Origin of the sequence: Aquibacillus koreensis (genome assembly GCF_025154055.1) — a bacterium.
GTDB lineage: Bacteria > Bacillota > Bacilli > Bacillales > Amphibacillaceae > Aquibacillus_C > Aquibacillus_C koreensis.
Genome location: NZ_JAOALK010000058.1, coordinates 40109 through 54439, shown reverse-complemented (window position 1 = coordinate 54439; position 14331 = coordinate 40109). Strand labels below are relative to the sequence as shown.

Here is a 14331-nt window from a genome sequence, read left to right as displayed (position 1 = left end):
TCCTCCGATCTGAAAGTTAATAAGCTAACTTATATAAAAGTGCAGTTAATACATCAACTCCAGCTTGTAAGTCTTCTTTTGTCGTAAACTCTTTAGGGGAGTGACTAATACCGTCTTTACTTGGAACAAATAATAAAGCTGTTGGACAGAAATTACCGAATAACTGTGCATCATGACCAGCGCCACTATATAACGTCTTATAAGCAATGTTTGATTCTGCAGCTGCTTGCTCGGAGGTGTACGTTAATGCTGCATCCATTTCCACAGGCTTTATGCTTAACCATGGCTCCATCGTGATGTGGACGGAATGATCCTTTGCCTTTTTTTGAAAAAGATGTGCTAGATCTTTACAAAAAGTACGTAATGTCTCTTCTTGATGGTGCCTAACATCTAGTGTAAATACGACTTCACCTGCAATTACATTTGGTACATTTGGCCTTGCTGTTAATTGACCTACTGTAGCAACTAAATCAGGATCGTACTTTTTTGTCTTCTCGGTGAGTTCTGTTATTAGTTGAGAGCTTATGTGCATGGCATCTTTTCTATAGGGCATAGGGGTCGTGCCTGCATGATTACTCTCGCCGGATACTTTAACGGTGAAACGCCTTTGTCCTACAATATGACTCACAATTCCTAATGATTTTCCTGTTCTTTCTAAAACGATCCCTTGCTCTACGTGTAGTTCAATAAAGCAATCTAGATCTTTTCGCTTAGGTGAGGTATAGTTTTCTGGGTCAAAACCAGCGATTTTCATTGCATCAAGCAGTTCGGTGCCGTCTATATCCCTTTTATTTACCCCATCAGTTAGACTATATTTTCCTGTGATATTTCCTGATCCCCAAAAAGTGATAGGAAAACGACTTCCTTCTTCCTCACATAAAGAGACTACTTCAATTGATTTCCTAGGCGTACCGTATTTATGGTAAAGGTTATGTGTGGCTATCAAACTAGCAATAATGCCATATACGCCATCATACATACCACCATCCAAGACTGTATCTATATGTGAACCAGTTAAGACTGTTGTTCCATCTTGATCGGATCCTTGCACTCTTCCAAATAGGTTTCCAATGCTGTCATAGTGTGTGGTAAAACCTAAATAATCCATACGTTCCTTTAATGCTTTTTGTGCTTGAATCCAAGCAGATGAGTATAACGGACGGTTCACCCCACCTGTATCGGATTGTCCGTAGGAAGCAAGCCATTTCACCCATGCTTCAATTGTATCCGTTTCGATTACACTACTTTTGGATTGTGTTTTCAAGCTCACTCCTCCAATCACCTGAACGATCATTTCACTTCAGTTGTATTTGATTTTATGCCAATGTTTATCATTAGTTTATCAATTAGATAAAGATACTTCATTGGCAGTAATGTAGTAAATTCATCAATTATTTGTGCAAACTAGATAAAAGTTCAAAATATTGTGTTAAAATGAGAAGCATTAATCGTACGGGGAGTGCTTGTACATGAAAGTTACACAAATAATGCAAGTATCAGCTTTAAATGGAAGTAGTGTCATTGCTGGTAATGAAGGGATGCATAGGGAAGTATTGCATGTAAACATGATGGATGCACCAGACATTGCTCGGTTCTTAAAGCCGAATGAGTTACTTGTGACAACAGCCTATCACGTGAAGGATCAACCACAGTTGCTCGTAGATCTTGTAGAACAAATGGACCAAAAAGGATGTGCTGCATTAGGAATAAAAACGAAACGATTCTTGCGGAAAATTCCTGAAGAGGTAATTCAACGAGCAAATGAACTCGCTTTCCCTATTATTGAGTTGCCATTGGAGAGTTCACTAGGAGACATTGTTAATCAAGTACTTAGTAGCATTTTGGATATGAGGACAAATGAATTACGTTTTGCAATCGAAACACATAAGCAATTCTCCAATCACATTATGAGTGGAAAAGGGATACATAAGCTATTAAAAAGTTTGGCTGAGATGATTGGATATCCTGTATTTCTTCTAGATCAATATGGAAAACCAATGGCATCCTCTCATACTAGCAAAAAGACAACAATGAAAATGGAAGAATTATATATAAAAGATTCCATTTCCTTATTTCCAGACACCTCCTTTTTTACATTTTCGACATTGGAAGATAAAGAAACATATTCTGTATTTTTAGTGTTCACGCATGAAAGAAAAGCTGGATTTTTGGTAGTTATGGGAGACATTCATCCTGACAATCACTCGGAAACGCTAACGATTGAGCAAGCAACTAACGTTATTTCTTTTGAGCTAATGAAGGAGAACGCTTTAAAACAATACACAAGGCGTGTAAAAAATGAATTCTTCTTCAGGTTTAGTGAGGGGATATTTACTTCGGATGAGGAAGTTGTGAATAGAGCAAAAGAATTTCAACTTGATAACAACAACTCCTATATATGCGCAACAGGTCAACTAGAGATAAACGAATTTAGTGGGAGTTATACAAAAAACCAATTAGAGATTGATGCTGTGTACGCTTATATAGAGGACGAATTAGTTAGCCTATCCTTATCGACACATTTATTTACGCGAGGGGATCTCTGCATTTTACTCTTTGAGCTCCCTAAAGAAAAAGAGGACCTTCATGCGTATATAATGTCTTCCTTAGGCTTTGTCCAGACTAAGGTACAAGAGCGCTTCAATCGTCACATCTCATTTGGTGTTAGCAATCTATCAAGGAATTTTTTAAATGTAAAAACAGGTTTTAAAGAAGCGCAAGATGCGTTGCATAATGGTAAATTGTCCGGTCAAATTGGATTTATTCAACGTTATCAAACGAAAGATGTAATGGAGTTATTGCGAGTCATTCCGAGAGATGATTTACAAGAGTTTTACGAGAATTCATTGCAACAGCTAGCAAAGGCTGCATATGACCAGGACGGTACGTTGTTACACACCTTGTTTGTCTATTTAGAATCACATTGTCAAATATCCGAAACGGCAAAAAGACTATACGTGCATCGGAACACGGTGGTGTACCGCTTAGAAAAATGCGAAGAATTACTAGGCAGGAACATAACAGATGCCGAAACAACACTACAAATACGCCTTGCTTTACGGATTAAGACATTGCTAGGCTTATGATCACATGGTTCGGACCTGATACAAATTCTGTCTTAACTAACCCACCCGCTCCTCGAGTGAAATTGGCTCCCTTTCCGAGGAGGAATCACGAAAAATCCCAGAACCCGGATTTTTCAAAGTTCAGATTCCTCTTGCGGGCACGGCCTCAGCTAACTCAGTCGCAAAGTACGCTCCTGAGTGGATCTTCGGCTCGCGCTGTTCCCACAGGAGTGTCGCCAATTTCACTCGATCCGCTAATAACTGCTTAAAATAATGGTACTGGCTTTCATTTAAAATGTAATTCCTAGATGTAGATGTATTATTTTTGTATCAATTAACTAAAAGAATCAATGAGTAGAAAGCACAAAACAGTGGAGGCAGAATACGAAGACTCCTGCGGGAACAGCGCGAGGTGAAGACCCCGCAGTGGCGCCCTTCCACGAGGAGGCTGAGGCCGTGCCCGCGGAAAGCGAAGTATTCTGCCGGAACGGCGTTATATTGGTAAACTCAAAATACATTTAATACGACGGATTTTATACAAACTGTTATGCAATATGCTACGTAACATACATGAAAATTGGTTAGAGTATATAATGACTTTCCTCCATTTCGACATTAGTATAGAAATATAGAAGCGTATGAATCCGTTAGAAATGGAGGGAAATCAAGTGAATTTAGAAGCGTTGAATCGATTGAGTGAAGAGGCGTTTATCAAAGAATTTGGAGAGATATTTGAACATTCGCCCTGGGTAGCAAAAAAAGCTTATGAACATAGTCCTTTTTCATCATTGGAGGCACTTCATAACCGAATGGTAGAGATCGTAAGCAACGCGCCAAGAGAAGAAAAACTTGAATTGATTCGGTCACATCCAAACCTTGGTGATAATATTGAAATGAGTGTAGAATCCGTGAGAGAACAACAAGGAGCGGGGCTGAAAAATTTAACGGAAGCAGAGTACACTAGTTTTCAAAAATTGAATGGAACTTATATTACTAAATTTGGATTCCCCTTTGTTTTTGCTGTGAAAGGAAAAAATAAGAACGATATTTATCAAGCCATGAAAGAACGGGTGAATCATACCGTTGTAGATGAATTTTCTACCGCACTAGCTGAGATATATAAAATTGCTCTTCTTCGTTTGCAGGATAAATTCAAGCAGGAGAAGGTATAACAATAAAATATAGGGGGTGAAGTGGAGAAATGGCTGGATTGACCACACATATATTAGACTTAACATATGGACAACCTGCTTCCAATGTCACAATAGATTTGTATCGTGTGGAAGAAGACAAAGGTATGACTTTTATAAAGTCTGCAACTACCAATAAAGATGGTCGTTTAGATCATGCGTTGTTAGAGGCTGAGGAACTAGAACATGCAATCTACCAATTAGTTTTTCATATCGGTCCCTATTTCAGGGGGAGGGGTGTGGAAATAGAAGATCCTTTGTTTCTAGATCAAGTTCCTGTGCAATTTGGAGTAAATGACCCAACAACCCATTATCACGTCCCATTATTAGTTTCACCATGGGGATACCAAGTATATCGTGGTAGCTAGCAAGTTTTCTAATAAAAATGAACCAGTATGAATAAACTGGTTCATTTTTTGATTGCTTAGGAAATTATAAAATTTGCTTGATGTGGATAACAATCAGTATCAGCCACGTCCAGCTCCAGCGCCCAGCGACTAGTGAGACTTCCCTCACCTCCGTACGATAAGCTAAGGCATCGACTCACTTCGTTCATCGTGTTTCCTTTATCTCCTACGGCTCAGTCCATACGTCGCTACCCGGGCGCTTACGCTTTTGTTCTTACCAAAAGAAAAATGGAAGGAAAGCTAGTGTTGCAATGGAACCAAGCGCTACTCCCCAACCTAATCCAGCGCCAAATCCCCAAGGGCGGTAAAACCCGTATCCATAACCACCAAGGTTCGATGACATTGGTTTTAGGAATACATGTGTATTATTAACACGCTCAATCATACCGCGGTGAACTTTTCCATCTCTTGTGACAATCTTAACTGGGCGACCAATATTGTTTTTGCAATCATGGTAATATCTTGACATGAACATACTCCTTTCATATCGGATTACTTTTAAGATATGAAAGTTGGTTAAAAGTGTAGAGGACAAGAGCCAAAGGCTAATACACATTTTATATTAAAAATTCGATTCTTTTAAAATGGTTGCAGATGGGATTCTAAGCGCATCGTACATAGATATGTCCTTCTTCTCAAAATAAGAGGAGACGATATAATAGCCACAGCAATAACCTAACCACTTTGGGATATTTCCGTGTCCATACATCAGTTGATCGTGCTGTCTACTCATCTTTTTAATTTCTAAATTCGGTTTTATCCACTTTTTCCAGAATTGCTCCATCTGTTCTTTAGAATAAATAGTAGTCCATTTGTTGAGGTGCTTCGATCCAAGTCGTTGTTTTACGGCAGTTTCTGCTAAGCCTTCAAGGATTAATGCATCTAATAGGTTTAGCTCATCTTGACCTTTGTTTAATGCGATTAATCGACAGGAATGGTTATACTCGTGAGTAAGGAGTGCTCGTAGTTCGTTTTTTTCTGTTCTATTAGTGATAAACAGAAATATCTTATTATGATAACTTAACCCAGCAATCCCATTAAACTCCCGCATTAGAGGTTTGTTCGTGTAATTCGAAGGAAACAGGAATACAGGGACTTCTGGCCCATCCCATGCTTGTAATAGTTTACTTATTTCTATTTTTGCAATCTTCCAGTAGTCTTTCTCAAACATGCCTTGAATGACCTGCTTATCCAGTGGATCTGGAATAAATAAGCCATGATTTAATAAATGGAGATGAATATCATCTGTTGTTGCATCTTCAAAATAGTCCATGAGATGACCGCAGAATAGTTTGCGCTGTATATCCATGTTCTGACTAAAGGTTCGTTTCTTCTTCTTTGTATATCGATCAAGCCATTTGTTCGTTTCTATAACTGTCATACACATTCTCCTCTATATTTGACAGATATAAATCCTTGCACCAAGTTGGTTTTGATATGCTTGATTCATGTGATAATGATCCGCCATCATCGTGAAAAATTCATCATTAATTGGTTCCGTAATATCAAATGCATCCGCGTCATTACGGACTTGGTCGATGTCATCTGATTGAATAACGGAAAATCCGTGGTCTGATAATAATTGGCTCCATTCTTCTTCGGATAATATGTCTGTAAAACCATAGAAAGCTTTGATTTCTTCTATCGCTAACGGCGGCAAATCGTTTTTCCTCGTGATTTCAACCAAAATGAGTGTTCCGCCATGCATGAGCACCCTTTTATACTCTCCGAGGGATTTGCTTATATTGGTAAAAGACGTAACTGACTCAGAGATAATGATGTTGAATGTATCATTAGGAAAAGGGATTGATTCTGCACTCCCTTCGACTAGGTCAACGCCAGTGTTGCTGGAAAGGCGATTTTTTGCTTTGTTCAGCATTTCTTTATGTGGATCTAATCCTGTTATTTCACAATGGTATTGATTTACTAAATACTCGATTGATTTTCCTGTTCCACAACCTATATCGAGCAATTTCGTAGTCTCTTTTATATCCAGTTGATTTGCCCATTTTTTAGTGATATTTAAACCACCAGGGTGAGCACTACTAATTCCGAATGTAGCTAAAAAATCTGTATAGTCTTTACTCATTATATGCAGACTCCCTCTATCATTATTAAGATTGTTATTTAATAATAAAGTATGCAACTACAATTAATAATGGGAGTGCATAATAAGTCATATCTATGTTTATCTTTTTATATGTTTGTAGTAATATTAGATAAATAAATTGTCTAAATAATCTGGTTAATTTTAATGGTGAAAGTGGGGCGTCAAGATGGAACAAAAGGAAATGGAATTATTACAACTTATCGAGAAAAATGGCAGGTTAGAAGTAGAAGATCTCGCTAAAATGCTTGATTTAAGTGTAGATGCGACGAAACAAATGATCGTGAAGTTGGAAACGGAAGGTGCCATTTTAGGCTACGCTACGGTTATCAATTGGTCTAAGGTGCTTAAATACGAAGGTGTAACGGCCATGATTGATGTGAAAGTAACGCCAACGAGAGGTGTTGGTTTTGATAAAGTTGCAGAAAGAATTTATCGTTTTCCTGAAGTGAAAGCCGTGTATTTAATGTCTGGCGCATACGATTTATCTGTATCCGTAGAAGGGAAAACCATGATGGAAATCAGCCGTTTTGTTTCAGAGAAGCTATCGGCTTTAGATACCGTTATATCTACAACTACCCATTTTGTTCTTAAAAAATATAAGCATGATGGTGTGATTTTTGATGACCAGGATGATGATGATAAAAGAATTATGGTGTCACCATGAGGGATCAAAAACATTCCTATCTTTCCAGAAGTGTTGACCAATTAAAGCCATCGGGAATCAGACGTTTTTTTGACTTGGCTTCGCAAATGGAAAATGTCATTTCATTAGGGGTTGGGGAGCCTGACTTCGTAACACCATGGAATGTAATTGAAGCAAGTTTTCATTCGTTAGAGCAGGGTTATACCGCATATACTGCCAATGCCGGACTGTTTGAGTTAAGAGAAGAGATTAGTAAGTATTTAAATAAAAGCTATGAAGTAGCATACAATCCAGAAAACCAAGTAATCGTAACAGTTGGAGCAAGTCAGGCCATTGATATAGCATTAAGAGCAATAATAAATCCAGGTGAAGAAGTGATTGTAGTAGAACCGGGCTTTGTTTCTTACGCACCGGCCGTTGCTTTAGCCGGTGGAACCCCAGTGACGATACAGGCAACAGCAGAAAATGCATTTAATATACAACCATACCAAATTGAGGCGGCAATTACGCCAAACACAAAAGCAATTATTCTTTGTAGTCCGAACAATCCAACAGGGGCAGTTCTATCTAAAGATGAATTATCTGGTATTGCTTCGGTTATAGAAAAACATGATTTGCTCGTCATTTCAGATGAGATCTATGCTGAGCTCACATATGATGAAGTTTTTACAAGCTTTGCATCCATAAAAGGAATGATCGATCGCACGATATTAATCTCTGGTTTTTCAAAAGCATTTGCCATGACTGGTTGGCGTTTAGGTTATGCAGCAGGGCCAAAGGATATTATAGCTGCCATGACAAAAATACACCAATACACGATTATGTGTGCACCGACGATGGCACAACATGGCGCCTTGGAAGCATTGCGACACGGAAATGATAGTGTAATCCAGATGAAAACGAGTTATCGTCAAAGACGTAACTTTGTCGTTAAAGCATTAAATGAAATGGGACTTTCTTGTCATTCTCCTGGTGGGGCGTTCTACGTATTTCCATCGGTAGAAAATACAGGATTATCGTCTGAAGAATTTGCAGAGCAATTGCTTCATGAAGAAAGAGTCGCAGTCGTGCCAGGGAATGTTTTTGGCAAGAGTGGTGAAGGTCATATCCGTTGTTCGTATGCAACATCTTTGAAACAATTGGATGAAGCAATGAAGCGAATGGCTCGATTTGTTGAGCGACGCTTGTAGAGACTTGATACCTTGTACTAGAAAAAATCATATAAGGTGACGTAAAGGACTGCGCATTTGAATGCGTAGTCCTTTTTCCATTATGAATGAATGCAATTGTATAAAGGAAAAGATAAATAATGAAGGGAATTTTTCAAAGAAACATCATACCACCAAACAAACTAAACAACTGGAAAATATGTGATAATGAATAGCACTGGTAATTATTTGGAATGTTATAAAAGACTTCAAGCCGAAAGAGAGGGTATTTATGCCACATCAGAAGTTTCAGTCAGCTAGGATAAGACCCCGCTATGCCAAAGGGGCTTTATCTACGTTTGGAGCCAACTCCGTGTACCCACGTATTCCATGGGTGGCTGCTTGGTGGTCATTCACTTTCCCTGGGTTTGGTCACATATTTTTAGGTAGGTACCTACCTGGTTTTATTCTGATTATATGGGAGCTTGTAGTAAATACGCAGGCTAATCTAAACATGGGGATAGCCTTATCCATGCTTGGTAAATTTGAGGAAGCAAAAGCTGTCATAAACGAAGAATGGGTGCTACTTTATATGGGAGCATACATATTTAGTATCTGGGACAGTTATCGCTCTGCTGTAGAAATAAGTAAAAGTCATATTCTCTCCGAAGTGGAAGATGCACCTGTTGGGCCTTCCGTTGTTAGCGCTTTTGATATTATTATCGTCGATAAGAGAAAACCTTGGTTAGCAGCAGTATGGTCGGCTATATCACCTGGTTTAGGACAATTATATAGTGGACATACGATTACTGGGACTTTTATTTTGGCTTGGTGGATCTTTGTTACTTATAAAGCTAACATGATTGGTACCTGGTTTTATTCGTCGATCGGTGATTTTACAATTGCAACCGCAATGGCTGACTGGCAGTGGTTTCTTTTCATACCTTCCATGTATGCATTTGCCATCTACCATGCTTATGTAACGGTAAATGAAATCAACATATTATACGATATTGAACAAACACGTTACCTTAGAGTGAGGGATGAAAACTTGGCACAAGAAAAACAAAACGCGTTAGAAAAAGATACATTACAAATCATTGCCACATTTGAACATTCTCCATTTGTGGAGATGGCCATTCATGATTTTGAAACGATTGGCATACCAACAGAGAATATTGTTGCTTTGCCTCTAGAAAACCTGGAATCCGATACATATATAATTGATTCTCTACATCGAGTTGATGGTAGAAGTGTTTTGGACGGGGCTATGGTAAGCGGAGCGATTTTTATGGTGCTTGGAACGATATATGGTTTTGTATGGGAGTGGGGACCAGTAATTTGGGGCTTGTTAGGATTATTAGGTGGTTTCTTCTTGGGATTGATAATTGAGTTAGCTTTCCATAAAAACAAAACCAAGCTATTTGCGAGTCGTAAAAATGAAGTCTATATGCAGGTAACATGTAATTCCTCTATGAAAGAACATATGATAAAAATTCTCAAAGCAAGGAAGGCAAATGGCTACCTAATTTTGCCTCAACGTATAACGCCTGATGTGTAATTTAAGAAGGTATATATATGTTTTACTATCAAACGAATACTACTGGATTGTATGTCTTTTACTTGTTTCTTAGTAAAAATAAGCACCGCAATTGCGGTGCTTATTTTGTAATTATTAACTATTTCACTTTCTTCTTTCTAGGAATTTTTCCTATCCCTAGTTCTTCTGCCTCTTCATATAAGGCTTTGATTAAACTGACTGTCATTAATATCATAATAACGGAGAAAGGCAATGCTGCGGCAATCATGACATTCTGAAGTGCTTGTAGACCACCTGTATACAGTAGTGTAAGTGCAATTGCAGAAAGCATAATACCCCAAGTAATCTTTATTTTGGCACCTGGATGATGCGAACCATTGGTGGTCATCATCCCAAGTACATACGTACCTGAATCGGCTGATGTAATAAAGAAAGTTCCGATTAATACAATTGCCAGGATGGATGCAAGAAAACCAAATGGATAGTTATCAAATACACCAAATAAGATCTCTTCTGTTGCTAAGTTTGAAATCGTAGCAACTCCTTCATGCTCAAGCATAATCGCAGATCCACCAAAGGCAGAAAACCAGAGAAATCCAATAACCGATGGGATCAGGAGCACACTAAACACAAACTCACGAATACTTCTACCCCTTGAAACCCTTGCGATGAAAATACCTACGAATGGTGCCCAAGCAATCCACCATGCCCAATAAAAGATTGTCCAACCATTAATCCATCCACGAGCATCTTCATTCAAAGGTGCGATTCGAAAGCTCATTTTGGCAAAGCTTTGAATATATGTCCCGATCGTGTCTGTAAATAAATTTAAAATAAATAATGTAGGACCTGCAATAATCATGAACAAGAATAAAAGGAGTGCAAGTACCATATTCGTATTACTTAATATTTTGATCCCTTTACTTAGTCCAGACCAAGCGGAAATCAGGAAGAGTACGGTAACAATAGCGATAATCACAAATTGAATAACGATATTACTTGGTATTCCAAATAAGTAAGAAAGACCTCCGTTTATTTGAACAGCACCAAATCCGAGTGTAGTAGCGACACCCATTACCGTTGCAATAACTGCAATAACATCAATTACTTTACCGGTAATTCCATTAACATGCTTGCCAAAGATAGGTTTAAGTGTGGAACTAATTAACCCGGGTTGGTCATGACGGAAATTAAAGTAAGCGATAACCATCGCAACAATCCCGTATATTGCCCAAGCATGAATCCCCCAGTGGAAGAAAGTGAACCGCATTGCGTCTTTAATCCCCTGGTTTGTACCAATCTCATCAGTAGGTGAACTTACGGCATAGTGGCCAAGCGGCTCAGCTGCTCCGTAAAAGACCAGTCCAATACCCATCCCGGCACTGAATAGCATCGCTAACCAAGTACCTCTTGAAAAATCGGGTTTGTCGTCAGGTTTACCAAGCTTTATTCTACCAACAGGGCTTATAAGCAAATACAAGCATACAATTACTAACAGGGTAACGAGTATTAAATAATACCACCCAAATGAGGTGGATATAAAAGATTGGATATTTCCAGTTACGGTTTCTAGAGTCTCTGGAATAAAGATTCCTGTAATAACTAAGATCGATAGTATAGCTACGGAAACGTAAAAAACTGTAGAACCTTGTCTCATATAAGAACTCCTTTTCATCTCAACAGTCAATTTTCTTGCTTATTATCTTCTAATGAATGAAGAATATGTAATGAAACTAATTTAAATTTCTTGCAATCCACTTCCTTTTTTGTTTCATTCATAGCAAAAATTTTTCTACTCAAATGCTATAATAGTAGTTAGTTTAATTCAGTAAAATAACATGATGAGTAAGCATGCGTTTTTTATACTACTATACTCAGGATAGGAGTTGCAATGAATACAAATCGAATTGTACATACTGATATTGAGATCGCCAATAATGCTGATATGAAAAAAATAGCTGAAATCGCAGCTTCGCTTGGGCTATCCGAACAAGACTGGGAGCCCTATGGGAAGTACAAAGCAAAGCTATCCTTAGGTGTATTGGACCGGTTAAAAGATAAACCAAATGGAAAAGTAATCTTAGTAACATCCATTAATCCAACACCTGCAGGAGAAGGGAAGTCTACAGTAACTGTAGGTTTAGGGCAAGCATTAAATAAAATAGGGAAAAAAGCTATTGTAGCACTAAGAGAGCCTTCACTTGGTCCTACAATGGGAATTAAAGGTGGTGCAAGTGGTGGAGGTTATGCACAAGTAATGCCAATGGAAGATATTAACCTCCATTTTACTGGAGATATTCATGCGATCACGGCAGCCAACAATGCGCTTGCAGCCTTAATTGATAATCATATTTTTCAAGGAAATCAATGTGAGATTGATCCAAGGAAGATTGTGTGGAAGCGAGTAGTTGATCTAAATGATCGCGCATTGCGGAATATAGTCATTGGTTTAGGTGGAGAAAAACAAGGGGTTCCACGGGAAGACGGTTTTAACATTACGGTAGCTTCAGAAATCATGGCCATCCTTTGTCTAGCAAAAAATTTGGATGATATGAGAGAACGTCTAGCGAAAGTTGTGATAGGCTATAAAACAAACGGAAAAGCCGTTACGGTAGGAGATTTACAAGTCGAGGGTGCATTAACTTTACTGCTTAAAGAAGCGATTATGCCTAACCTTGTCCAAACATTAGAGAATACACCTGCAATTATTCATGGGGGACCTTTTGCCAATATTGCCCATGGATGTAATAGTGTCATTGCAACAAAGATGGCAAGTAAGTTAAGTGACTATGTTGTAACGGAAGCGGGTTTTGGTGCAGATCTTGGAGCGGAAAAATTCTTTCACATCAAAGCACGATTAGGAGACATTAACCCTGATGCTGTCGTTATCGTCGCGACCATAAGAGCTTTGAAAATGCATGGAGGAGTTACGAGTGAAGCATTATCAGTTGAAAACATAGCTGGTTTAGCAGATGGAATGAAGAATCTAGAAAAGCATATGGAAACGATTGATGCTTTTGGCGTTCCTTATGTGATCGCCATTAATAAATTTATTACAGATACAGAAGCTGAAGTAGCTTATGTACAAAAATGGTGTGAGGAAAGGAAAGTAGAAGTTGCGCTTACTGAAGTATGGGAACATGGCGGTGAAGGTGGACTGTCACTTGCTAACACAATAGTGGAAATACTTGATCAACAAACAAGTAACTTTAAGCCGTTATATGCACTAGACGACACTATTGAACAAAAAATCACTACTATTGCCCAGAAAGTGTATGGGGCAGATGGTGTTAATTTCACAGATCATGCTCGAGAACAGATTGATGCATTTCATGCGAATGGTTGGTCAAACCTACCAATCTGCATGGCGAAAACGCAATATTCATTATCCGATGATTCTGCATTGTTAGGTAGGCCAGAAGGGTTTACGATCATGGTAAAAGAAATGCGTGCTTCGATTGGAGCGGGATTTCTCGTAGCCTTAACAGGTGACGTCCTAACAATGCCGGGACTACCAAAGGAACCTGCCGCGTTAAAGATGGATGTAGACCAAAATGGAAATGCGATAGGGTTGTTTTAATATAGGAATTAACAGTCTACAGTTTATGACAAATTCTGTATAGAGTACGTCATTAGCCCATCTTCTGACATTTCCAAAGCAGGAACTCGAAAGGTAGTCAGAGAAGTGCGGGATCACTGACAAGAAAGTCCCTTGAGAGTAGAATGAAGTCAGAGAAGTGTGCGATCACTGACAAGAAAGTCCCTTGAGAGTAGAATGAAGTCAGAGAAGTGTGCGATCACTGACAAGAAAGTCGCACGAGAGCAGAATGAAGTCAGAGAAGTGCGGGATCACTGACAAGAAAGTCCCTTGAGAGTAGAACGAAGTCAGAGAAGTGTGCGATCACTGACAAGAAAGTCCCTTGAGAGTAGAACGAAGTCAGAGAAGTGCGGGTTCACTGACAAGAAAGTCCCTTGAGAGTAGAACGAAGTCAGAGAAGTGCGGGTTCACTGACAAGAAAGTCCCATGAGAGCAGAATGAAGTCAGAGAAGTGTGCGATCACTGACAAGAAAGTCGCACGAGAACGGATTGAAGTCAGAGAAGTGTGCGATCACTGACAAGAAAAACCCTCGAGAACTGATTGCAGTCAGAGAGGGATCCCAAAATTCAGCTAGTACAACTGTTAAATGTTACATTTTTGTTGCGACGGATTTTCCATCAACCCCGACA

General features: G+C 38.9%; 12 protein-coding genes. 7 read left to right on the top strand and 5 right to left on the bottom strand.

What is annotated here, in order from left to right; translation table 11 throughout:
• Window positions 1-16: 16 nt before the first annotated feature.
• A complete protein-coding gene (gene allC / locus NYQ66_RS18745) occupies window positions 17-1270 on the bottom strand; it encodes an allantoate deiminase (protein ID WP_259871699.1) in 1254 nt (417 codons plus the stop codon).
• A gap of 199 nt (window positions 1271-1469) precedes the next feature.
• Between allC and NYQ66_RS18740 the strand changes: the two genes are divergently transcribed.
• The 3 genes from NYQ66_RS18740 (at window position 1470) to uraH (ending at window position 4623) form a co-directional block, all read left to right on the top strand.
• A complete protein-coding gene (locus NYQ66_RS18740; RefSeq protein ID WP_259871696.1) occupies window positions 1470-3086 on the top strand; it encodes a PucR family transcriptional regulator in 1617 nt (538 codons plus the stop codon).
• A 647-nt stretch (window positions 3087-3733) separates the two neighbouring features.
• Complete coding sequence (gene uraD / locus NYQ66_RS18735; protein WP_259871694.1) at window positions 3734-4237, top strand: 2-oxo-4-hydroxy-4-carboxy-5-ureidoimidazoline decarboxylase; 504 nt, start codon at window positions 3734-3736, stop codon at window positions 4235-4237.
• A gap of 29 nt (window positions 4238-4266) precedes the next feature.
• The gene (gene uraH / locus NYQ66_RS18730; protein WP_259871691.1) at window positions 4267-4623 is read left to right on the top strand and encodes a hydroxyisourate hydrolase; all 357 of its coding nucleotides are present in this window, start codon (window positions 4267-4269) and stop codon (window positions 4621-4623) included.
• A 253-nt stretch (window positions 4624-4876) separates the two neighbouring features.
• On the opposite strand, the gene NYQ66_RS18725 is transcribed toward uraH, so the two are convergent.
• The 3 genes from NYQ66_RS18725 to NYQ66_RS18715 all read right to left on the bottom strand — a co-directional run bounded on the left by NYQ66_RS18725 (window position 4877) and on the right by NYQ66_RS18715 (window position 6751).
• On the bottom strand, window positions 4877-5131 hold the full coding sequence (locus tag NYQ66_RS18725) for a hypothetical protein (RefSeq protein WP_259871689.1): 255 nt from the start codon (window positions 5129-5131) through the stop codon (window positions 4877-4879).
• Window positions 5132-5224: 93 nt separating this feature from the next.
• Complete coding sequence (locus NYQ66_RS18720) at window positions 5225-6043, bottom strand: DUF2268 domain-containing protein (protein WP_259871688.1); 819 nt, start codon at window positions 6041-6043, stop codon at window positions 5225-5227.
• Between the two features lie 12 nt (window positions 6044-6055).
• On the bottom strand, window positions 6056-6751 hold the full coding sequence (locus tag NYQ66_RS18715) for a class I SAM-dependent methyltransferase (RefSeq protein ID WP_259871687.1): 696 nt from the start codon (window positions 6749-6751) through the stop codon (window positions 6056-6058).
• Between the two features lie 187 nt (window positions 6752-6938).
• Here NYQ66_RS18715 and NYQ66_RS18710 point away from each other — a divergent pair, with 187 nt between their 5' ends.
• From NYQ66_RS18710 to NYQ66_RS18700, 3 genes are all read left to right on the top strand, one after another.
• Window positions 6939-7436: an Lrp/AsnC family transcriptional regulator gene (locus tag NYQ66_RS18710; RefSeq protein WP_259871686.1), complete on the top strand. Its 498-nt coding sequence runs from the start codon at window positions 6939-6941 to the stop codon at window positions 7434-7436.
• Window positions 7433-8605 (top strand): aminotransferase, encoded by a 1173-nt coding sequence (locus NYQ66_RS18705; protein WP_259871684.1) that lies wholly within the window; start codon window positions 7433-7435, stop codon window positions 8603-8605. Before NYQ66_RS18710 ends, NYQ66_RS18705 begins: the two co-directional genes overlap by 4 nt.
• 250 nt (window positions 8606-8855) lie before the next feature.
• On the top strand, window positions 8856-10124 hold the full coding sequence (locus NYQ66_RS18700) for a hypothetical protein (RefSeq protein WP_259871683.1): 1269 nt from the start codon (window positions 8856-8858) through the stop codon (window positions 10122-10124).
• Window positions 10125-10242: 118 nt separating this feature from the next.
• Here the strand turns inward: NYQ66_RS18700 and NYQ66_RS18695 are convergent, their stop codons facing one another.
• Window positions 10243-11760, bottom strand: a complete 1518-nt coding sequence (locus NYQ66_RS18695) for a glycine betaine uptake BCCT transporter (protein ID WP_259871682.1) — start codon at window positions 11758-11760, stop codon at window positions 10243-10245.
• Between the two features lie 234 nt (window positions 11761-11994).
• Between NYQ66_RS18695 and NYQ66_RS18690 the strand changes: the two genes are divergently transcribed.
• On the top strand, window positions 11995-13683 hold the full coding sequence (locus NYQ66_RS18690; protein ID WP_259871681.1) for a formate--tetrahydrofolate ligase: 1689 nt from the start codon (window positions 11995-11997) through the stop codon (window positions 13681-13683).
• Window positions 13684-14331: the final 648 nt, after the last annotated feature.

Bases quoted from the DNA above. Each gene is read 5' to 3' on its own strand.
- NYQ66_RS18705 (WP_259871684.1), top strand. From the start codon at position 7,433: ATGAGGGATCAAAAACATTCCTATCTTTCCAGAAGTGTTGACCAATTA.
- uraH (WP_259871691.1), top strand. From the start codon at position 4,267: ATGGCTGGATTGACCACACATATATTAGACTTAACATATGGACAACCT.
- NYQ66_RS18740 (WP_259871696.1), top strand. From the start codon at position 1,470: ATGAAAGTTACACAAATAATGCAAGTATCAGCTTTAAATGGAAGTAGT.
- NYQ66_RS18725 (WP_259871689.1), bottom strand. From the start codon at position 5,131: ATGTCAAGATATTACCATGATTGCAAAAACAATATTGGTCGCCCAGTT.
- NYQ66_RS18700 (WP_259871683.1), top strand. From the start codon at position 8,856: ATGCCACATCAGAAGTTTCAGTCAGCTAGGATAAGACCCCGCTATGCC.
- NYQ66_RS18720 (WP_259871688.1), bottom strand. From the start codon at position 6,043: ATGACAGTTATAGAAACGAACAAATGGCTTGATCGATATACAAAGAAG.
- NYQ66_RS18695 (WP_259871682.1), bottom strand. From the start codon at position 11,760: ATGAGACAAGGTTCTACAGTTTTTTACGTTTCCGTAGCTATACTATCG.
- NYQ66_RS18715 (WP_259871687.1), bottom strand. From the start codon at position 6,751: ATGAGTAAAGACTATACAGATTTTTTAGCTACATTCGGAATTAGTAGT.
- NYQ66_RS18690 (WP_259871681.1), top strand. From the start codon at position 11,995: ATGAATACAAATCGAATTGTACATACTGATATTGAGATCGCCAATAAT.
- NYQ66_RS18710 (WP_259871686.1), top strand. From the start codon at position 6,939: ATGGAACAAAAGGAAATGGAATTATTACAACTTATCGAGAAAAATGGC.